We start from the raw sequence: 22,778 nt of genomic DNA, 5'->3' as shown, positions 1-22,778 counted from the left end.
TAATGCATAGAAAAATGCTTTATTTTAGTTATTTTGACGGTAACATACGTAAGAAATTATCCCACGTATTGCATATCAAATCTTTAGAATATGTGCTTGCTTTTATCAAACTTTCTTCTGAATAATATCTTTGTAAACTTGGATTATCTAATAAATATTTCACACTGCTAAAAAATTGTTCTTCATCATTTTTAGGTACCAAGACACCATTAATATGATTATCTATAAGTTCACTAGGACCATATTTAATGTCATAACTAATTGTAGGAACACCATATGACAATGATTCAAGTAACGCTAGTGAAAAGCCCTCCATATTACTTGTGATTAAACTAGCATAAGCTTGTCGATACTCATTTTCTAAGTTAGGTAAGAAACCTCGTAACAAAATATTTTGCTCTAAATAATACTCGGCAATTAAAGACTTTAATTTATCATGTTCTGAACCAAAACCATACATATGTAATTGAATATTAGGGTAAAATGGTTTAAGTTTTTTGATTAATTCGATTTGTTGATGTAATTGCTTTTCTGGCGAATAACGAGCGACCGATATTAATTTAATAGGATCTAGACTTGGTTGATTAAAGTCAAAGTCAACCGCTTCACTGTAGCCTACAGGTATATTAATGATTGGAATATCATGTTGGATACGGTTTGTGACATCCACTTTTTGTGCTTTAGTAGATACAACGACTGCTGCATAACGATCTAAATTGTCGAATAATGCTTTATACACATTTTTATAACGCGACGTTTCCAGTTGATCTATATTTTTAATATGAGTACTATGTAACACACCAACAACTGGAATACGACGATCTGTTAAATTAAATATTGGCGCTGTATAGATATTTTTATCGCTAAAGAAGACATCACCTTTGTGATATAGCTGTTCAATAAAGTAGGCGCCTAGTTCAGTATCATTGTTAAAGAAATAATCATCATTACCACTATGATATATTATTTTCTTTAATTGTTGTTTATCTTCATGTTGTGTAAAGTACTTTTCCAATTTAATGCTACCTTGTGGTGAATAATAAAATTCACATAATGTAGTTTGACTATTTTCTAGAAATCTTGAACAGCTTAAAAAGCCTCTAACATCATAAAAATCTCTACGAATTTTCTTACGATGACTATCAAAGTGATTAATGTAATCTAAAACTTGTAAACCGCTATCTAAAAAATGCACATACATAATAAATGTATCTTTGTCATATATACGAATATCATTACTGTTGTCTACAAATTTTAACGTATACTGACATTCTTCTTGCCAATATTTTATCCAGTTTGTGTTCACTGTATTGTTAATATAATGCGCCTCTTGTAGATAATCATACATATTAATATATTCATCAGATGCTAAAAATTTACTTGCATGGCGTGCTTGAAATCTATTCCACGCTAAAAAAACACACTTCGCTGGTTGACCTATTGCTTTAAATAAAGACAGACGATTGATGACCGCTTTTTCAATACCTGTAATACTTTTTCCTAAATTATTCACTACAAAATAATACATACCATACACCACTTTATCGAATTTTTGTTATAAGTATAACATATGATAAAATTTTGAATAATTATATCTTTTTGAAATTTAATAAAGTTTTTTAAGTCAAAGTAATTTAACTACTTCTGCTATCGTTCAATAACTAAAAATTTTTAATAATAAAAAAGAAGTAATCCTAAAAATTGGACTACTTCTTTTTTTATTATTTTAAATGTTCATATGGACTGTTATGTGCGAATGATACAATTTGATCTACAAAAAGTCTTGCACGCAGCTGGAACTCGCTATCATTTAAATAATAGTTGCCATCATCATCTTTAGCATAATCTGAATCATGAGTTGCTATTTGAGTAGGCACTGCTATACCTAATAAACTACGGACAATGACTCTTAAATGAGATAATGGTTCGGCACTAACGATACCACCGCTATTACCAATTAAGCCTACTGGTTTCATCTTAAAATAATCCATATTTAAATGGTCTAACGCATTTTTTAGTATTCCTGAGTATGAGCCATGATAATTTGGTGTTCCTAAAACTAAAAAGTCTGCTTCCATAGCTTTTGATTCTAACTCAGCTGCATGTTGTTTAATTTGATCTATCGAAGGTGTTGTACCTGAAAAATCTAATTGATTTAATGGTTTTTGTGCTAAATCAAAGATGTCTACATCTATATCATGACTTTTAAAATGTTCAATAAGATATCTTCCTAATGCACTTGTATGTGAATTTGTTTGTGCACTACCTATAATAATTAATCCTTTCATTATTTAACCCCTCAATTAAAAAATTAGTTGTTATCCTCTTTTAATAATTTCATTATGGCTTTACCAACACCACTATTTTCATTACTATCTGTAACAAATTGTGCCACTTCTTTTACTTTATCTGTTGCATTGGCCATCGCGACTGGATGTCCTACACGCTCTAACATTGATACATCATTTAAGTTATCCCCTACAGCCATAACATCTTCCATACTAATGCCTAATCGTTCAGCAATAGTTTCCAATGCTATTCCTTTTTGTGCATCTGAGTGTGTAATTTCTAAGTTACCTCGTGATGATGACGAAATAGCTAAATTAGGAGACGCTGCTAATGTTTGACCTGCTTGGTCAATTTTGTCTAAATCTCCATCAAAAGCTAATATTTTCATGATTAATTCTCCAGGAATGTCTTCGATCGCTGAATAATTATCTACTACTTTTAAAGTGCCATTATCAATGCGTCGTTGAATACCATTTTTAATTTTATCAACGTTAGCATGTTGACCAGCACGTTCTGCAATATCAATATAGATATCTAAATCTCGTTGTGGATTTTCTGTATAAATAGCACGGTTAGTATATACTTGATAATATATTCCTGCATCATTTAAAACGTTAGTAATTTTATGTACGAGTTCTTTATTTAAATGAGACGTACTCATCACATTAAAGGTTTCATCGCGTACTTCCGCACCATTCAAACAGATATATGGCACGATTAAATCAGTATCTGCCACTGGTGTTTGTGCTTCATAAAATGCTCTACCAGTAGCGATAACTACTGTAATACCTTGCTGTTGTGCATATTTTATGGCATCTATATTAGTTTGCGATATTTCATGTGCTGCATTCAGCAATGTACCATCCATATCTGTTGCTATTAATTTAATCATGTTGTTCCCTCTTTCTATCTATATTGTTTCATTACAAAATATCATTATCAAAATTTATATTATATATTGTTATATTGCTTATTTTACCAAAACTTGGCATTGATGTACTATCCTCTACTTGGTGGATTTCTTATTATGTCTCAGTTGTTTAAAAAAGTTTGTTAATAATTGACTACAATTATCTTGCAGTATACCTTTGTCAACAATGGCACGATGGTTAAAATCATTATATTGTAATAAATTCATTAAACTGCCACTACAACCGCCTTTCGGGTCATCCGCACCATAGACAACTCGTGGGATACGACTCATGACAATTGCACCTGCACACATGACACATGGTTCTAAAGTGACATACAATGTACACGCTTCTAATCGCCAACTACCAATCACCTTTGCTGCCTGTTCTATAGCAAGATGTTCAGCATGTGCAGTTGGCTGTTGTAATGTTTCTCTTAAATTATGTGCTCTGGCAATAACTTCACCATCTTTAGTAATAATTGCACCTATAGGTACTTCACCTATTCGTTCTGCCTTTTGAGCTTCTTGTAGTGCTAATGTCATAAAATATTCATCAGTTGTCATTTATGTTCATATCCCTCACTTATGTTACAATACTCATTGTCTATTTTAACATTTGGAGTTGTGAATATGAATAAACCTTTTATAGCAATTGAAGGACCTATTGGTGTTGGCAAATCGTCATTAGCACATAAATTAAGCCAGACACTCGACTTTTTTGAAGAAAAAGAAATTATTGGTGAGAATCCATTTTTATCAGATTTTTATGAAGATATTTCAAAATGGAGTTTTCAAACAGAAATGTTCTTTTTATGTAATAGATATAAGCAATTTAAGGATGTTGCTGAACTCAATCAAGGTGTCGTGAGCGATTATCATATTCATAAAAATAAAATATTCGCTAAAAATACACTTAATCCTACTGAATATCATAAATTTAGTAAAATATACGATATTTTAACTGAAGATATGATTATGCCGAATATGATTATCTTTTTAGATGCAGATTTGGACATTTTAAAATCTAGAATCGCTAAACGTAATCGTTCTTTTGAACATCAAATTGAAGATGATTATTTATTAGCACTCAAAAAAGATTATCGTGAATACTATGAATCATTAAAAAATAATGGTGAACATGTTGTGTTAATTGATACAAGCCATCTCGATTTTATACAAAATGCTGAAGATTATCAGTATATCTTACAACTAATTCAACCAATGATAGGAGATATAACTCATGACTAATTTTGATATACCTCAAAATGCAATTATTACGATAGCAGGTACTGTAGGTGTTGGTAAATCTACTTTAACACAGGCACTTGCAGACAAACTTAATTTCAAAACTTCTTTCGAAAATGTTGATCATAATCCTTATTTAGACAAGTTTTATAATGACTTTCAGCGATGGAGTTTTCACTTACAAATTTATTTTTTAGCAGAACGTTTTAAAGAACAAAAACGTATGTTTGAATATGGCGGTGGATTTATACAAGATCGTTCTATCTATGAAGATGTTGACATTTTTGCTAAAATGCACGAGGAACAAGGTACGATGACAGAAGAAGATTTCCAAACGTATTCCGATTTATTTAATGCTATGGTCATGACACCTTATTTTCCAAAACCTGATGTCCTTATCTATTTAGAATGTGATTATGATGAAGTCATTAAACGTATTAAAGAACGTGGACGTGAAATGGAAATTAATACTGATCCAGATTACTGGAAAAAATTGTTTAAACGTTATGATGATTGGATTAATCAATTTAATGCGTGTCCAGTAGTTAGAGTGAATATCAATGACTATGATATTCATACTAACCCAGATTCTTTAGATCCTATCATTGATAAAATTGCCTATATTATTAATACGCACCGTGCTATTGATCAGCGACAATAACAACTTGATAATTCGTAAAAATAATTAATGATGTGCGTATAAAGAGGGTATATTACGCTAATTTTTAGACAAAGAAAACACAATTTTATACCTTAGTCAGTATTGTTATTTATTTAATACCTATAATATAAGGGTTCTCTATTTTTTAAGACTGATAAATAAAAATGAATAATTTAAAACGAAAATTAATTTGAAGCCGAGACTCCTGAGGGAGCAGTGCTAGTCGAAGACTACAGGCTGAGACAGCACCCTAGGAAGGGACCTAACACAGAAAAACTGGTTATCCAGTTTTTTCATGCAATGCAGGGACCCGTCATAGAAAAATTTTGAAAATAAAATTTTTACTTTAATGTGCAAGACGGGCAAGGTTGAGCATAGCGAGGCTTGAAAATTTAATTATGTATCAATCCGATTTGTTAGAGAACCAATATAAGTCCCATTAGTGTTTCGTATGAGCTTAACATTAATGGGACTTTAGTTTTGATTTGATTAGGAAGAATTAATAAATGACGCTATGATAATTTATTAATTCATAGCTATAATTTATTTAATAACATCCAAAATGTCTTTGGCACTATCAATGATTACATCTGCTTGGTCTAATTCTTCTCTTGTTGCTATACCTGTTAATACACCAACTGCAAGACCAAGTTTCGCATTAACTGCTGTTTGCATATCATTATTGGTATCACCAACTATTGCAACTTGTTGTGGTTCAACTTGATAATGTTCAAATAGAGGTGCTAACACTCTAGCATCAGGTTTTTCATAGGCATGAGCTTCTGTTGAAATGATTAAGTCAAATAAATTTTCACTATTCGTATACTCTAAAAATTGATCTACACCTTTTTTAGTATCACTTGTCACAATACCTACTTTATAGCCTTGTTGCTTCAAATTTAATATAGCGTCCTTAACACCTTGAACCCAATTAATTTCTGGTTCTCTGTTATCGACTAATTTTTGACTTGTTGATTTAGCCCAATCAGTAGTATCACTATGTGTTACATCATTAAAAGCTTCTATAATTTGTGTTAACGAGCCTGACCCCATCACTGATTGTGGATTTATTTTGTTATTAATTACGCCTAACTGTCTAAGTGCTGCTTCTTTATCATAAACTGGAAATGTTTCTAATAATTGTTCAACAAATCTTACGCCTATTTTTTCCCAACTATGATCAAACTCTATTAACGTCCCGTCCTTATCAAATAAAATCCATTCCATTGATATCTATACTCCTATGTCTCTTTTTCTATTTAATCGTATTATAATTAGGTACGTCATACAAATATAAGAAATGACTATGCTAAATTAATAAAAATAAACAAGCTACAAAATGCTATATACCAACATTTGTAGCTCATTAATTCATAAATATTAATAATTAGGTACGACTACTCTCCAGCCATATTTATCATCTAATGTTCCATTTTGGATTCCAGTATAGACGTCATATAGTTTTTGTGTAACTTCACCAGTTTCATTATTATTGATAACAATTTCTCTATCTTCATAACGTAATGTTCCTACTGGTGAGATAACAGCAGCAGTACCACTTCCAAATACCTCTGTTAATTCACCTTTATCATAGGCTTCGAATAATTCATCAATTGAAACGCGACGTTCTTCAACTTCATAGCCTAAATCTTTCGCTAATTCGATAATTGATTTACGTGTAATACCAGGTAAAATACTTCCATTTAATTCAGGTGTTACTACTTTACCATTTTCAACAAAGAAGATATTCATACTTCCTACTTCTTCAACATACTTTTGTTCAACACCATCTAGCCATAATACTTGGTCATATCCCAAATTATTAGCATTTGTTTGTGCTAATAAACTTGCAGCATAGTTACCTGCTACTTTAGCAAATCCTACGCCACCTCTTACTGCACGAACATATTCATCTTCTACATAAATTTTAGTTGGTTTTAAAGTGTCTCCACCATAATATGTACCTGATGGCGATAAAATAATTAATAATTTATATTGATGAGATGCACCTACGCCTAATTCACCAGCTGTTGCGAACACAAACGGTCTAATGTATAAAGATTGACCTTCACCTTCAGGTACCCAGTCTCTTTCTAAATCTACTAATTGTTTTAACCCTTCGAGTAATGTCGCTTCATCAACTTGTGGCATTTCTAAACGTGCTAATGAATTGTTAATACGTTTAAAGTTCTCTTCAGGACGGAATAACACGACTTCTCCGTTACGTTTATAGGCTTTTAACCCTTCAAATACTGATTGACCATAATGAATACCTTGTGCGGCTGGAGATACTTCTATTGGCCCATAAGGTACAATCTTCAAATCATGCCATCCTTTATCTGCATCATAATCGTAACTCAACATGTAATCTGTAAAATATTTACCGAAACCTAGACTAGATGTATCAGGTTTTTCTTTTAATGATTGACGTTGTTCAACTTTAACATTTTGTGACATGATTATTGCCTCCTAATAATAATATTGTTCAAATAATTTAATTTAAATTATAGCAATCGTGAAATTACTTAGCAATTAATTTTCTAAAAATTCAAAATTAATTACCATTTTGACATACATTTTAGTATATATGTCCTTTTTTCTTGTTGACAAGTAGTATGTTTCCGATGAACCTGAAATAAAAAACATTTCACACTTAATTTAACGTGTTTAGCAGTGACTGTCTGTTTTTTTAATATTGATAAGTGTACGTTTTACAAACCTAGTCAGCCTTGCCGGGGAGGGAGGGACCCGTCATAGAAAAATATAGGGATTACAATTGGTTGCTAACGCAACAATTGCATAAAAGCTTCTAAAGATTAAAATCTAAGTAGCTTTAAATGTGCAAGACGGGCATATACGAAATAAATTTATTTCTGCCCCACTCCTTTCTGTACCACTCCTTTTTAGGGTACTATTATCCTATTTATGTTAGTTATCAACTAAAGTAATTTCATTAAACGTCAAACAACCAAAGTACATATTACTTTGGCTGTTTATCTTATCCTTTATTTATGAATTATTTTTAATATATTGGCTAATTATTTTGTAATAGCTTCTTTTTGTTCAATAGCATCTAACATTAATTTTGTCATACCTTCTAAATCATATTTAGGATTAAATCCCCATTCACCACGTGAACAACTTGTATCAATGGAGTCAGGCCAACTATTGGCAATACTTTGACGCACTGGGTCAACTTCATAATCGATTGTAAATTCTGGATAATGTTCTTGAATAGCAGCTGTTACCATCTCTGGATCAAAACTCATCGCACTTAAATTATAGCCATTTCTTGTTTCTAATTTTGCTCCATCAGCTTCCATTAATTTGATAATAGCATCAATGGCATCGTCCATATACATCATATCCATATATGTCCCTTTATCAATAAAGCTTGTATAATGACCTTTTCTCACCGCATCAAAGAAAATTTCAACGGCATAATCAGTAGTACCTCCACCAGGTTCCTTAACGTGCGAAATCAAACCAGGGAATCTCACGCTTCTAGTATCTACACCAAATTTATTAAAGTAATATTGACATAGTAATTCTCCTGCAACTTTGTTTACTCCATACATAGTTGTTGGTTGTTGAATAGTCACTTGTGGTGTGTTTACTTTAGGTGTAGAATCTCCAAATGCGCCAATTGAACTTGGCGTGAAGAAATGTAGATGATAGGTTCTAGCCGCTTCTAATGCATTCATTAATCCACCCATATTCAAATCCCATGCCAGAAGTGGATTTTTTTCTGCTGTAGCAGACAAAAGTGCAGCCATATGCATTAAGCTATCTGCACCAAAATTTTCAATTAATTCAAACATATGATCTCGATCTGTAACATCTAAAATTTCAAATGGCCCATCCTGTACTGGAGAATCTGCTTCAGGCTCTCTAATATCTGTAGCCAATACATTATCTGTCCCATAAATTTCTCTGCATTTAACTACCAATTCAGTCCCAATTTGTCCCAATGCACCTGTAATCATAATTTTTTTCATAGAAATTATCTCCTTTGTCTCTTTTGAAAAACATATGTCCTTTTGATGTGCACATATTATTCTTTTTCGTCTTCATTATAATATAAAAGCGCTTACTTGTATACTCCGTGAATACATCTGTTAGTCATAAAAAATGTAAAAACTGCCTTATGTTAGCTAAAGTTTATAAATTACTATTATCATTAATTTCACTTAGTCACATATAATGATGTAGTGTTCTTAGCCATAATATTTGATATTAAAATCAAAAATACTGTTTATCTTAACTAACAAACAACGTATATAGCTATCAATGAATAAATAAGTGTCTTAATTAGGAGTAATACCGATTGTTATAAATAACAACCAAAATATGATTAACACGCTATTTCTATCCTCAGTTCTTACTATAAATATATGTTAATTATTGTTGACATATATTTATGTCGAGCCTGGGACAAAACGTATTTCACACTTAAATTTAAGCATTTGGCAGTAACTGTCTGGTGTTCAAAGCGTTGATAAATCACCATTTTGAAAACCTAGTCAGTCTTGCCGGGGGTGGGAGGGACCCGTCATAGAGAAATATAGGGATTACAATTGGTTGCTAACGCAACAATTGCATAAAAGCTACTAAAGATTAAAATCTAAGTAGCTTTAAATGTGCAAGACGGGCATCTACGAAATAAATTTTATATAAAATTTATTTCTGTCCCACTCCCAATGTTGTCATGCAAATATAACTTTCTAAAAAATTGTTTACTCAACCATTGACTTAAATATAATAACTTAAGACGACAACACACCCGCCAATCTTTAATATCTGGCAGGTGTGCTGTAATTAATTATGTCATTTTAACTTTCTTTTAATTTATTAACGTTACGCATAATTCTAGCTTTTTTATAACCGTGAATATCATGTAATTCTTTATAAGCGCTAAATAATTTTTTATAACGTTTAACTTTTTGTTCTTCTGGGATAATTTCATATAGCACAGGTTCTTTCATGGCATTGATAGCTTCATTTAATGATTGATGTGCACCACCGCAAACAGCACCTAAAATTGCTGCCCCAATCGCTGGAGCAAATTCACTATCAATGACAGTTACTTTTTTATTTAAAACATTAGCATAAATGTCCATCATTAATGGATTCTTTTTAGGAATACCACCACAAGCAAAGACCGTTTCTACATCCATATTCCAACTTTGATATTGTTGCATAATCATCTTAGTACCAAATGCCGTTGCTTCTAAATAAGCACGATAAATTTCTTCATGTTTAGTTTGTAATGTTAAACCAAATAAACATCCAGTTAAATTACTATCACTTAAAACACTTCTGTTACCATTATGCCAATCTAAAGCAATCAAGCCACTTTCACCTGGTAATTGATCTTTTACTTTATTATTCAACAATTCAAAAATTGAAATTCCTTGTTGTTCTGCTTCATCCATATATTCTTTAGGTGTCTGTTTGACAACATATTCAAATAAATCACCAACTGCGGATTGTCCTGCTTCATAAGCATATAATTCTGGGATTATTGCACCTTTTACTGAACCAGAAATCCCAGGTACTTCGTGTTGTTGTTCATTTAACATTAAATGACATGTACTTGTACCAATGACCATGGTCATTTGTTTATCTTGCTCTGAACCAATACCTAATAAACTTGAATGTGCGTCTATAATAAATGGACTCACTTTAGTATTTGGAGATAATCCTAATTTTTCTGCCATTGCAGGGTCAAGTGTTCCTACAGTTTCACCAATTTTTACAATAGGTGCATCTACTTTATCTCTAACTACTTGTGATAAATTTTTATCTACTTTATCGAATAAATCATAGTGGAATCCAGCTTCTTCTTCCCAAAATGATTTAAAACCTAATCCACAGTTAGAGCGGACATTATCCCCTGTTAGCTTATTAACTATCCAGTCTCCTGCTTCCATAATATTATCAGTTACTTCCATAACTTCTGGAGCTTGATTCATGACTTCCATAATTTTTGGAATCATCCACTCACTACTTACATTATATCCATAATAACCTAACCAACGATTTTTATTTGCTAATGCAGTTTGAAATAATAAATCTGCTTCTTTATGCGCACCATGATGTTTCCATAATTTAACATAGGCATGTGGATTATCTTCAAATCCAGGTAAATTATGAATTGGTGTCAATTGATCATCTGTAAAAATAACTGTTGATGACGTAAAATCAATTCCAATACCTACAACTTCTTCTGGAGCAACTTGAGCTTGTTCCATGATATTAGGAATACCTTCTTCAATCACTTCCATATAGTCATTTCCGTTTTGTAATGCAAATGAATGCGGCATCTTCTTTCCATGTAAAGAACGTTCTATAGTGCCGTGTGTATAAGGCTTAATATATTTTGCTACTACTTGTCCATTATCTGTATCTATTAAAAAAGCACGACCTGAACCAGTGCCAAAATCAATTCCTATACTATAAGTCATTATAATACCCCCATTAAGTAAACCACTTTTTATTGTTAGAAAGCGTTTTCTTAAATAATAAGCATAAACGAACAAAAAATCAATGCTTTTAAACTTAAAAATAAAATTATGAGCAAAATCACGCATAAAACTATTGACTTATGTAAGTGTAAGCGTTTACTATTGTTGTTGTATACAAAATAAACACAAATTAATAGGAGATGAACATAAATGAGCATAAAATCAAATGTATATCGTTTAATCAAACCAGGTGAATTTGAATATACGACGATTGAGCATGACTTTAATGAGGGCGATGTAATTGTAAATCCTACAAAAGCAAGTGTATGTCATGCTGACTTACGTTACTATACTGGTAATCGTCGTCAAGAAGCATTAGATAAAAAATTGCCAATGGCTTTATTCCATGAAGGTATAGGAACTATTGAAGATTCTAAGCATCCTAATTTTACTCAAGGCGATAAAGTTGTCATCGTTCCAAATATTCCATCCCGTCTACGTCATGGTGATTTTGAAAAAACTGATTTAATGGATAACTATGATGAAAATGCTGTATTCATGGGTAGTGGCTATGATGGAATTTGCCAAGATAGAATGGTTGTTCCCGGGGAAAATATCGTTAAAATTCCAGAGCATTTAGATGAAGATGTCGCTTTATTATCAGAATTATGTTCAGTATCTTTATTCCCTATCAACCAACTTCAAGAACTTACAACATCTTCTTCACCACAAGTTGCAGTCTTTGGTGATGGTCCTGTTGGTTATTTAGCAGCTACTGCACTTCATTATATTTATGGTGTTGCTAAAGAAAATTTACTTGTTTTTGGTGCTGTTGAAGAAAAATTACAAGAATTCGAAAGCTTTGCTACAACACATCTTGTATTCGATTATGATTTTACTAGTCACAAAGGCGTGCATACAGTATTTGAATGTTGTGGCGGTAAATTCTCTGAATCAGCGATTAATCAAGCTATCGATTTAATTGATAGACAAGGACAATTAGTTTTAATGGGTGTTACAGAAGATTTAGTTGGCATCAATACTCGTGATGTTTTAGAGAAAGGTTTAACATTATCTGGTAGCTCTAGAAGTACTAAAACAGAATTCGAACAATTAATTCAAGCGTTTGAAAATGAAGAATATCGTCAAGCTTTACAAAAATTAATTCCTGAAGAATACTATGATATTTATAGTAAAGAAGATTTAAATAAAGCAATGGATGATACTGCTGCACATAAAGGTTGGAAAAAAACTTATTTAAGATATCACTGGGCTTAATTGTTCATATATAAGGAGAGAATACGATGAATAATCATTCGACTTTTTTAGGTATGCCTCGTCAAATCATCTGGGGTTATATAGGAATCTTGATTTTCATGATGGGCGACGGCTTAGAAATTGGTTGGTTAAGTCCATATTTACAGCACAATGGTTTTGCCAGTGGAGAAGTAAGTACACTATTTTCTTGCTATGGTATTACTGTAACAATTGCAAGTTGGTTTAGTGGTGTCCTTGCAGAAGCACTTGGTGGTAAACGTACAATGATGTTAGGTCTTATTTTATATATCATTGGTACTGTATGTTTCGTTGGTGTAGCTTTACCTTCTGAAAACTTAGCAATTATGTATCCAGCATATGCACTGAGAGGACTAGGTTATCCATTATTTGCTTATTCATTCTTAGTATGGATTTCTTATCGTTCTGAACAACGTACGTTAGGTGCTGCAGTTGGTTGGTTCTGGTTAGTATTTACCGGTGGCCTAAATGTACTTGGTGCTTTGTATTCTATCGTAGCGATTGAATGGTTTGGTCACATCGGTACATTATGGAGTTCATTAATTTGGGTAGTCATAGGTGGTGTCTTCGCTATCGTTATTAATAAAGACACATTACCTACTGATAAGAGTAATGCTAAAGCAAAATTATTAGAAATGACAAAAGGATTTACTATTATTGTTGAAGAACCTAAAGTATTACTAGGTGGTATTGTCCGTGTTATTAATACAACGGCACAATTTGCTTTCCCAGTCTTTTTACCACTTTATTTAGAATCTTTCGGTATTCCAACATCTAAATGGCTAGCAGTTTGGTCTGCCATCTTCTTTGGTAACATTGTCTTCAATTTATTCTGGGGCATTGTTGGCGATAAAATCGGTTGGCGCAATACTGTTATGATCTTTGGTGGTATTGGTAGTGGTATATCATGTCTACTAATGGGTTATGTTCCATTATGGACAGATGGCAATATTTATTTACTTACATTTGTTGGTCTATTATGGGGTATCTTTATTGCAGCATATGTTCCCCTTTCTGCACTTGTACCATCATTAGTTAAAAAAGACAAAGGTGCTACTTTAGCAATTTTAAATTTAGGTGCTGGACTACCAGTATTTGTTGGTCCAATGATTGTACATTTTGCTTTAAAACCTTTTGGTGAATTAGGTATTATTTGGATCTTAGGTGGCTTATACTTTATTAGTTCAATCCTAACATTCTTTATAAAAATGTCTAAAAGCCAACAATATGGAGAAATCTAATAACGTTTAATACAGTTGGACAATATGTTGTGAACAAACACACGTATTGTCCTCTTTTATTTAGTTAGATAACTTGTAAGTTTATAAATATTGTATTTAATTCACCTGCAACACAATATTTGTTATACTATTGCAATAATACACAATATCTATTAACTATTAATCTTTTATTGGAGAGAGCGACATGTTACCAGCAGAAAGAGAACAAAAAATTATATCCTATTTACAACAATATAAAACAGCAACAGTACATACTTTAGCACAACAATTTAATGTCCACGATGCTACTATAAGACGTGATTTAAATAAACTTGAAAATTTTAATCAGATTAAACGTACGCATGGTGGTGTCGTACTTAATAATAATGATGTCTATGACGAATTAAACTTTGATGATCGTGCAACGACCTTTTTAGATGAAAAATTATTAATTGGTAAAAAAGCAGCAGAATTTGTTGATGATTATGATACGATTATTATTGATTCTGGTTCTACAACGCTATTATTTGCTAAAGAATTATTAAATAAACAACATTTAACAATTATTACTAATGACATACATATGGCATCTATTTTACGCTCATCAAACCACAAAGTCATTGTCACTGGTGGCGTGTTATATACAAATAACTATGTTTTAAATGGCTTTTTAACTACTGATACACTTAAATCAATGAATGCTATAAAAGCTTTTATAGCTACACCTGCTGTTGATGCAATCAATGGTATCACTCACTTTAGTGAAGATTTTGTTCCTGCTAAACGACAGATGATTGAACAGGCAAAAGAAGTATATTTACTTACCGATAGTTCTAAATTAGATAAAGTGGCTTTTTATCAAGTATGTCCACCGACTAAAATTCATACGTTAATCACTGATGATTATCAAGATTTATCAGCTTATAAAAATGTTATTCCTAACATCATTGCAGTTGATACGTCCGCTAATAAGAGATTAAATTAAGTATTACTGTCATTTAGGTATACCATCGGTGAATTGACGACAGTATTTGAGACATATCATACATTTTTATCATTGTCTTTAGTTATGGAAATTTAAAAACAGTGTCTATGGGTTTGATGAACATTTAAATATCTATTCACATTGTTTTTAATATTTAATTAACTACACCATAAATACTAATAGCCCCTTGCTGTTTTACACAGTTTGGGGCTAATTATAATTTTTAGTTATATTCAACACTTAATTTTATAAATATTGTTTGAAAAATGTTTCCATCTTTTCTACAGCTTCTGTGACATAAGGTTCTTTATCGTACATGTCAAAATGATTGGCACCTTCGACATACAATACCTCTTTAGGTTCATTAGCTTTTTCATAAACTTGTTCAGTTAACCAGCGTGTGCCCGCTTCACTACCAGCAATAACTAGTAATGGTTGAGTTAATAATTCACTAACAAGATCAAATGCTGTAAATTCAATAATTCTATCAAAACTGATAAATGGTATTTTATTATTAGATCTTGGATGATTGGCACGCGGCGTTCTATAATATTCATAGCCGTCTTTCATCTCTTGTGGTGTCTCATCAGTAATTTCATCTGCTTCAGGTACAAATCCTATTGTTTGCATTTCTTGACCATTAGCTTCAGCTGTACGTTCACTTGACACTTGCGCTAAAGTATTTAAAGTATCATTAATTGATTGTTCGCCAGTCCAACCATATCTAAAAATTTGACCAATATCTGATGCACTTATACCTGCAACAGCTTTAACACGTTTATCTGTTTGAGCCGCTTTAATAACGTAGGCACCACTTGCACAAATCCCAACTAATCCAATTCTATCATTATCTATAAATGGCACTGTAGTAAAATAGTCTACAGCTGCTCTAATATCTTCAACACGTGCATGTGGATCTTCAAGTTGTCTAGGTTGTCCTTCACTTTCTCCTTGGTAACTAGCATCGTATGCTAATGTGACATAACCTAATTGAGCTAAACGCTCTGCATATAGACCTGCTGTTTGTTCTTTGACGCCACCAGCAGGATGTCCAACTACAATTGCTGGGTAAGTTAAAGATTCATCAAAATCTTGTGGAAAATACATATTTCCTACTATAGTTAATTGATTATTTTTAAATGTTACACGTTTCATAAATTCTACCACCTTTTTTATTTTATAACCAAGAAGGTTTTACACCATCAGTATTAGGCTTATTAACACCTATATTGGCGTATTTATATAATTCTGGATTTTCTATAATCGCTGCTCCTAATGCTGCCACACTTTTGCGTGATACCTCTGTACCTTTGAACGGCTCACCTTTTGGAGTAGTTTCGTAATCAATTTCATCATTGTTTGTTAACCACGCAGGTCTTAATATTGTATAGTTTAAAGACGATGCTTCTATGATGTCTGCAGCTTTTCTATACGGTGGTAAATAAGGTCCGATGTTGTCATTATTCCATGTACCAAACTCACCAGGAACTTCATCATAAATACCTAACGCAGTTACAAATATTAATCTATCTACTTTTGTATTTTCCATACTTGCCACAATAGCCTGTGCTTGTTGATCTATGTCGCCAGCTAAACTTGCGAAGACGATATCAATATTAGTTAAGGCATCTTCTATATGATTTTGATTGGTAGCATCACCTTCAATAACATTAACTCTAGGATGATTAATTTGAGTTGATGGTAATTTATTAGCATTTCTTAAAAATAATGTTAAGTTATCCGTTGTATGCTCTAACAACTGTTGGACAAGTTGTTGTGATATTTGACCACTTGCTCCAATAATTAAAATATTTTTATTAGTCATTTAAAGCACCTCTTTTTAATTTGATTGCTATATATTACAATTTATATTACCTTATTAAAAGTAGTAATAAACGTATTACTAACTACTTTTAATTTTAACGATACATAATCAGTAAATTTGTATCATTAAATGGAGTGATCATCATCGATAAACGTCAAATTCAAACGCAAAAAAAGATTATAAACGCTTTGTTATCTTTAATTAAAAATAACTCGATTGATCATATAACAGTTACAGATATTTGTCATAAAGCCCAAATCGATAGACGTACTTTTTATACACATTATAATGATAAATTTACATTGTTAGATGCTATTATGGCTCAATACTTACATGACTTCGAAAATGTCTGTAATAAAAAGAAACAATATAATTTTGGTGATGGTATAAGCTATTGGTTTGGTTATATTGATCAACATCAACACGTATTCAATTTGTTTAGTACGCCATCAGTTTCTGATATGTTTCAACATAAAGTTGAACTATTACTTCGTTCACAAATAAAACAAAATCTAAACTCAAATTATTACTCTGTTGATGACGATTCTACAATAGTGACGTTCTTAGCATCTGCTATTCTCGGATCAATGCTAAACTATATTAAATTACCAGAAGAAAAGAAAGTAAATACTATTAATGAACTAACAAAATTATTAGAACCTTATTTTAAATGAAAAGGAGTAGAGAGTGGGACAGAAATAAATTTTATATAAAATTTATTTCGTAATCCCATCTCGGCAAGACTGACTAAGTTTGCAAAACGTTGATACATCAACATTTTACAAACCTGACAGTTACTGCCAAATGCTTGAATTTAACTGTAAAGTGGTTTTATCCCAGGCTCCACTTCGACAATGCTGTTTCGAAATATAAAACAGTGCTTTATAATCATTTTATATTTCAAATTGTTATAGTTAGATGTTGGATAAAAATTTTTATTATACTTTTATCCGACATTTTTTCTATTTTATGCTTCTATTTCTTTTAACATTTCATTAACTGCTAATTTACCTAAGTCATTTGATGCTAATGGGCTATCACCTGTTAATAATTTACGGTCTTTTAATGTACGACCAGTCATATCTTCATTAACAACTTCTAAACCTTGTTTCGTTAATAAATCTGCTACTAACCATTTTAAACGTCCTGGTAAATAACCTATATCTAAATTAGCACCTTCATCTAAAGCGTCTGGGAAGACACATACTTTATAACCTTCAAATGGAGATTTGTCTCTATTTAAACCTGCTGATAACAATGCAGCTGGTCCATGACATAAAGTGATAATAAATTTATCATTTTCTAAAGCCCAGTCTAAAGTTGTTTGTACATCTTCACTTTCTGAAATACCTACAACTGCAGCATGTCCACCTGGAATAAATACAGAAAGATATTCTGAATCTGGACCTAAGTCATTTTTGATGACATCTGCTAATTTTTTAGGTTGTTTCAATTTAGCTTTTAATTTTTCATATGTGCTTAATACCGCTTCATCTTCAGTTGGCATTGCCCATAATTCTAATTTAACTGGGTAACCTGTTAAAGTTGCAATATCAACATCGAATCCTGCTTCCATAAGGTGATGTAATGGTAGTAACATTTCTACTGGATGGTTACCAGTTGAGAACATTTTACCATTTTGTAATAATACATAACGTTCTTCTGCAGCAATCATCAATAGTTTCCATTTACCGCCTTTATAGGCACCTTTATGTTCAACACCATCAAAGTCTGTTTTAGGTGCTGTATATTGACTTAATGAGTATGGTGATGGAAAATACGCATTATCTTCAGCTTGGTCGGGTGTAGGTTGCTTACTTAATTGATTTACATCTTGAGCCATTATTAAATCCTTCTTTCTATCTATTTGTAGTACTATAGACGAATATTACTCTGTTAAAACATTTATTGCGAATAATATGCTTTAACATTATTATTAATTAATCTAAAATACCTTCGTCATAGTATGTTGCATGGTTAGTTAAAAATTGATGTAAGCTATGTTCATAATACGTTAATAATTGATCTGCTTGCCTAATAGTAAACCATTGTACATCCTTTATTTCTTCCATCTTTTGCGTCGCGATTTCAGTATTAGTTATTGTTGCTTTAAACATAATAAACAATGTGTGTAATTGATAATGTGAAGACTGTGCTTCATTAATACTGACTACATCTCCAACTTCACATGATAAGCCAGTTTCTTCATATACTTCTCGTTTTAATGCACATTCTAATGTTTCTTGAGGTTCAACTTTTCCTCCAGGTAATGACCATTCATTATTATCACTATTCAACACTAGTAATACTTCACCATGACTATTAGTAATTAATGCATATACTACTTTTAATTCTTTCATGTTACACATCCTTATGCTAAATCAATAATATAGCGTCTAACTTTCTTACCGTCTTGTTTAAGATAAGGTATGATTTCTTTGGCATTGAAATGATTGATTACTTTTTGTGAAGCAATATTATTATCGTCACATGTGATAAGTACTTGTGTCATGTTCATTTCTGTTAAAATTTCTAATGCTACTGTAACCATAAATTTTGCTATGCCTAATTCTCTATATCCTGGACTTACACCATAACCAATATGGCCACCAATTTGTTGTAACTGTTCATTTAAGTGATGTCTAATATTGATAGCTCCTAAAATTCTATTTGTATGTTCATCAAAACAAAATAAAGTTGTTGATGGTACCCACGAATGATTTGATATCTGTGTCTCCTTCAAATATTTAACTAAAGATGCAAAAGAATCATACTTATCAATATTTGTAATACTTGGAACAATATGTTCCTTGCTTTGTTGCCACTTAGTTATATAATCTTTGTAGCTTCTGTCATCTTCCTGTTTTAGTTCTCGCAAATACAATATACAATATCCTCCTTAGCAATATTCGTTCTTAGTTTAGCGCAATAATCAAAAAAGCCTAAAACTTATATGCTAATCATCTATATAGTTGAATTTAAAGCTGTTCAAATATAATGATGATTAACAATAGTCCTAGGCAATTCATTTCATATTATTAAATTAAATTCATTTCTTTACCAACTTTTTCATAAGCTGCAATAGCTTTATCTAACATTGCTTTACTATGTGCGGCTGTTGGCATATTTCTTACACGACCTGTGCCTCTTGGTACTGTTGGGAAGACAATTGATTTAACGTAAATACCTTCATCTTTTAGACGCTTACTAAATTGTTGTGTTGTCTTCTCATCACCAATGATGACTGGTGTAATTGGTGTTTCAGATTCTCCTGTATTGAATCCTAATTTTGATAAGCCATCTTTTAAATATTGAGCGTTATCCCATAACTTATCATGTAACTCTGTAGAAGCCATTATTTTTTTTACTGCTTCTGTAATAGCCTTCGTATCACCTGGCGCTAATGAAGTTGAGAACAAGAATGGACGTGATTGTGCTTTTAACCAATCAATAAGTTCTTTAGTTCCAGCTACATAGCCACCCACTACTCCGATGGCTTTTGACAATGTACCAATTTGGAAATCAATTTTATCTTGTAAGCCAAAATGTTTAACTGTACCTGCACCTTTACCCATAACACCTGAACCGTGAGCATCATCAACATAAGTCAACAAGCCAAATTCTTCAGCAATTTCTACAATTTCTGGTAATTTAGCTACATCACCATCCATACTAAAGACACCATCGGTAATATACATCACTTTATTATATTGACCAGACTCTACTGCTTCTTTAGCCTTAGCACGTAAATCTTCCATATCAGAATGATTAACTCGAATAATTTTAGCTTTTGATAAACGGCAACCATCAATAATAGAGGCATGATTTAATTCATCTGATAAAATAGCGTCGTTTTTATTCATTACTGCAGAAATTGCAGCCATATTACAATTAAATCCTGATTGATAAGCAATAGCTGCTTCAGTTCCTTTAAATTTGGCTAATGTCTCTTCTAATTCATCATGCAAATCTAACGTTCCGTTAATTGATCTAACAGCACCAGCACCCACACCATGTGTCTCTATTGCTTCTTTAGCTGCCTGTTTCAAATCTTCATCTGTTGCTAGTCCTAGATAGTTATTAGAAGATAAGTTTACATACGATTTCCCATTGATTTTAATTTCCGGACCATTTGCTCCTTCAATTGTATCAATTTCGTTGTATAGTCCATTATCTTTTAAATATTTTATATTTTCATCTAAAAAATCATGCAATGATTGAACCACTATAAATATCCTCCTTGAGTGTTTATTAATATCTATATCATACCTTAAATGCATATAACATGAAAGCCCTATCATCACATGCAATAAATTATAATAACTCAAATTATTTATGATAAAATGAATAAATATTAATAATTATTAGGAAGTAGTGATTAATGTGCTAGATTGGTTTCAATTAGCAAGTAGTAAAGAACATAAGACCATTCAATATCGTCGTTATTTACATCAATATCCAGAGTTATCTTTTGAAGAATTTCAAACACATGATTATATTATAAGTCAATTGAGTCAATATTCTTGTGACATTGAAACACCAATTGGTCGCAATGGTATTAAAGCTACTTTTAAAGGTAATGGTAGTGGTCCGACAATTGCATTAAGAGCTGATTTTGATGTGCTACCTATTGATGAGTTAAATGATGTCCCTTATAAATCTAAAAATGAAGGTTGTATGCATGCTTGTGGTCATGATGGACATACCGCTATTTTACTTACTGTTGCAGAAATTATTGAAGAACATAAACACCTTTTACAAGGTAATGTTGTATTAATCTTCCAATATGGTGAAGAAATAATGCCTGGTGGATCACAAGAAATGATTGATGCAGGTTGTCTTGATGGTGTTGATAAAATTTTTGGTACACATTTATGGAGTGGTTATCCAACAGGGACAATCTATTCACGTCCTGGTGCGATTATGGCTTCTCCAGATGAATTTAGCGTTACCATTAAAGGTAAAGGTGGACATGGTGCTAAACCTCATGAAACCATTGACCCTATTGTTACTATGGCTGAATTTATATTAAGTGCACAAAAAATCATTTCAAGAACTATTGATCCAGTGAAACAAGCTGTCCTTACTTTTGGTATGATTCAAGCTGGTACTTCAGATAGTGTTATTCCAGATCAAGCTTTCTGTAAAGGTACAGTAAGAACTTTTGATACAGCCATCCAAGATCATATTAAAGTTAAATTAGACAAACTATTACAAGGCTTATCTATCGCCAATGATATAGATTACGACTTAAATTATATTAAAGGATACTTACCCGTCCACAATAATGAACAAGCTTATAAAGTGGTGAAACAAGCTACTAATGAATTAAACTTACGCTTTAATGAAGCTGATTTAATGATGATTGGTGAAGACTTTTCCCATTATTTAAAAGTTCGACCAGGTGCCTTTTTCTTAACAGGATGTGGAAATGACACTAAAGGTATTACTGCACCTCACCACAATCCTCATTTTGATATCGATGAGTCTTCATTAAAATATGCAGTCAGTGTTTTCTTGAAAATCTTAGATATAGAAAACGTCTTTTAATAGACCGAAAAATAACTGAAAACCTCGAGCTATAGTCAAAAGCGATTAGCTCGAGGTTTATTTTTACATAACACTTCATTTGATATTGATCTATTATCTGTAAAATAGCTTGATACTCGTTTTCAAACTATAGATAATCGAGTATTACAGTCCTAAACTTAGACATTTAATATAGAGCTAAACTAAGCATTAAAATTAAAAATGTACTCTATAATAAATCGGACTGATAGAGAATTTTTTAGTTATTTTCTATTAGTCCGATTTTTGTATTTTGAATATGAAAAAAGCGCAATTATCTCTATAATTAAAAGTGACCAAACAAATAAT

21 protein-coding genes are annotated in these 22,778 nt (G+C 31.9%); 7 read left to right on the top strand and 14 right to left on the bottom strand.

From position 1 onward, the window contains the following. Positions 1-28 precede the first annotated feature (28 nt). The 4 genes from sdgB to tadA all read right to left on the bottom strand — a co-directional run bounded on the left by sdgB (position 29) and on the right by tadA (position 3,766). Entirely contained in the window at positions 29-1,528 is a 1,500-nt protein-coding gene (sdgB, locus tag J3R86_RS02355) for a serine-aspartate repeat adhesin O-glycosyltransferase SdgB (protein ID WP_207517886.1), read from the bottom strand. A 193-nt stretch (positions 1,529-1,721) separates the two neighbouring features. Next, the gene (locus J3R86_RS02350) at positions 1,722-2,288 is read right to left on the bottom strand and encodes an NADPH-dependent FMN reductase (protein ID WP_207517885.1); all 567 of its coding nucleotides are present in this window, start codon (positions 2,286-2,288) and stop codon (positions 1,722-1,724) included. Between the two features lie 23 nt (positions 2,289-2,311). Further along, on the bottom strand, positions 2,312-3,181 hold the full coding sequence (locus J3R86_RS02345) for a Cof-type HAD-IIB family hydrolase (RefSeq protein WP_207517884.1): 870 nt from the start codon (positions 3,179-3,181) through the stop codon (positions 2,312-2,314). Between the two features lie 114 nt (positions 3,182-3,295). Beyond that, positions 3,296-3,766, bottom strand: coding sequence for a tRNA adenosine(34) deaminase TadA (gene tadA / locus J3R86_RS02340; RefSeq protein WP_207517883.1), 471 nt, complete (start codon positions 3,764-3,766; stop codon positions 3,296-3,298). Positions 3,767-3,832: 66 nt separating this feature from the next. Between tadA and J3R86_RS02335 the strand changes: the two genes are divergently transcribed. Further along, a complete protein-coding gene (locus tag J3R86_RS02335; protein ID WP_207517882.1) occupies positions 3,833-4,450 on the top strand; it encodes a deoxynucleoside kinase in 618 nt (205 codons plus the stop codon). Further along, complete coding sequence (locus tag J3R86_RS02330) at positions 4,443-5,108, top strand: deoxynucleoside kinase (RefSeq protein ID WP_207517881.1); 666 nt, start codon at positions 4,443-4,445, stop codon at positions 5,106-5,108. Before J3R86_RS02335 ends, J3R86_RS02330 begins: the two co-directional genes overlap by 8 nt. 543 nt (positions 5,109-5,651) lie before the next feature. Here the strand turns inward: J3R86_RS02330 and J3R86_RS02325 are convergent. The 4 genes from J3R86_RS02325 to J3R86_RS02310 form a co-directional block, all read right to left on the bottom strand. After that, positions 5,652-6,335, bottom strand: a complete 684-nt coding sequence (locus J3R86_RS02325; protein ID WP_207517880.1) for an HAD family hydrolase — start codon at positions 6,333-6,335, stop codon at positions 5,652-5,654. A gap of 153 nt (positions 6,336-6,488) precedes the next feature. Continuing rightward, positions 6,489-7,565 carry a branched-chain amino acid aminotransferase gene (locus J3R86_RS02320; RefSeq protein ID WP_207517879.1) on the bottom strand — a complete coding sequence of 359 codons (1,077 nt, stop codon included), beginning with the start codon at positions 7,563-7,565 and terminating at the stop codon, positions 6,489-6,491. 581 nt (positions 7,566-8,146) lie between these two features. Further along, positions 8,147-9,106, bottom strand: coding sequence for an L-threonine 3-dehydrogenase (locus J3R86_RS02315; RefSeq protein WP_207517878.1), 960 nt, complete (start codon positions 9,104-9,106; stop codon positions 8,147-8,149). An 834-nt stretch (positions 9,107-9,940) separates the two neighbouring features. After that, positions 9,941-11,575: a ribulokinase gene (locus J3R86_RS02310; RefSeq protein ID WP_207517877.1), complete on the bottom strand. Its 1,635-nt coding sequence runs from the start codon at positions 11,573-11,575 to the stop codon at positions 9,941-9,943. Between the two features lie 210 nt (positions 11,576-11,785). Here J3R86_RS02310 and J3R86_RS02305 point away from each other — a divergent pair, with 210 nt between their 5' ends. The 3 genes from J3R86_RS02305 to J3R86_RS02295 all read left to right on the top strand — a co-directional run bounded on the left by J3R86_RS02305 (position 11,786) and on the right by J3R86_RS02295 (position 15,076). Beyond that, positions 11,786-12,853 (top strand): alcohol dehydrogenase catalytic domain-containing protein, encoded by a 1,068-nt coding sequence (locus J3R86_RS02305; protein WP_207517876.1) that lies wholly within the window; start codon positions 11,786-11,788, stop codon positions 12,851-12,853. Between the two features lie 26 nt (positions 12,854-12,879). After that, positions 12,880-14,112: an MFS transporter gene (locus J3R86_RS02300; protein WP_207517875.1), complete on the top strand. Its 1,233-nt coding sequence runs from the start codon at positions 12,880-12,882 to the stop codon at positions 14,110-14,112. A 184-nt stretch (positions 14,113-14,296) separates the two neighbouring features. Continuing rightward, positions 14,297-15,076, top strand: coding sequence for a DeoR/GlpR family DNA-binding transcription regulator (locus tag J3R86_RS02295; protein ID WP_207517874.1), 780 nt, complete (start codon positions 14,297-14,299; stop codon positions 15,074-15,076). 246 nt (positions 15,077-15,322) lie between these two features. Here J3R86_RS02295 and J3R86_RS02290 read toward each other — a convergent pair whose 3' ends face one another. Then, entirely contained in the window at positions 15,323-16,231 is a 909-nt protein-coding gene (locus tag J3R86_RS02290; protein WP_207517873.1) for an alpha/beta hydrolase, read from the bottom strand. A 22-nt stretch (positions 16,232-16,253) separates the two neighbouring features. Then, on the bottom strand, positions 16,254-16,901 hold the full coding sequence (locus tag J3R86_RS02285) for an SDR family oxidoreductase (RefSeq protein WP_207517872.1): 648 nt from the start codon (positions 16,899-16,901) through the stop codon (positions 16,254-16,256). A 134-nt stretch (positions 16,902-17,035) separates the two neighbouring features. Here J3R86_RS02285 and J3R86_RS02280 point away from each other — a divergent pair, with 134 nt between their 5' ends. Then, positions 17,036-17,575: a TetR/AcrR family transcriptional regulator gene (locus J3R86_RS02280; protein ID WP_207517871.1), complete on the top strand. Its 540-nt coding sequence runs from the start codon at positions 17,036-17,038 to the stop codon at positions 17,573-17,575. Positions 17,576-17,868: 293 nt separating this feature from the next. On the opposite strand, the gene hchA is transcribed toward J3R86_RS02280, so the two are convergent. The 4 genes from hchA to J3R86_RS02260 form a co-directional block, all read right to left on the bottom strand. Next, complete coding sequence (gene hchA / locus J3R86_RS02275) at positions 17,869-18,744, bottom strand: glyoxalase III HchA (RefSeq protein WP_207517870.1); 876 nt, start codon at positions 18,742-18,744, stop codon at positions 17,869-17,871. A 97-nt stretch (positions 18,745-18,841) separates the two neighbouring features. Then, entirely contained in the window at positions 18,842-19,261 is a 420-nt protein-coding gene (locus J3R86_RS02270) for an NUDIX hydrolase (protein ID WP_207517869.1), read from the bottom strand. Positions 19,262-19,272: 11 nt separating this feature from the next. Continuing rightward, positions 19,273-19,785 (bottom strand): GNAT family N-acetyltransferase, encoded by a 513-nt coding sequence (locus J3R86_RS02265; RefSeq protein WP_207517868.1) that lies wholly within the window; start codon positions 19,783-19,785, stop codon positions 19,273-19,275. Between the two features lie 154 nt (positions 19,786-19,939). After that, entirely contained in the window at positions 19,940-21,127 is a 1,188-nt protein-coding gene (locus J3R86_RS02260) for a glycine C-acetyltransferase (RefSeq protein WP_207517867.1), read from the bottom strand. Positions 21,128-21,284: 157 nt separating this feature from the next. On the opposite strand from J3R86_RS02260, the gene J3R86_RS02255 reads away from it, so the two are divergent. Continuing rightward, positions 21,285-22,451, top strand: a complete 1,167-nt coding sequence (locus tag J3R86_RS02255; RefSeq protein ID WP_207517866.1) for a M20 family metallopeptidase — start codon at positions 21,285-21,287, stop codon at positions 22,449-22,451. Positions 22,452-22,778: the final 327 nt, after the last annotated feature.

It is taken from the genome of Staphylococcus simiae, assembly GCF_017357005.1.
In the GTDB taxonomy this organism is placed as follows: domain Bacteria; phylum Bacillota; class Bacilli; order Staphylococcales; family Staphylococcaceae; genus Staphylococcus; species Staphylococcus simiae_A.
Note: the sequence above shows the minus strand (reverse complement) of the source record. Positions and strands in the feature narration are given on the sequence as shown.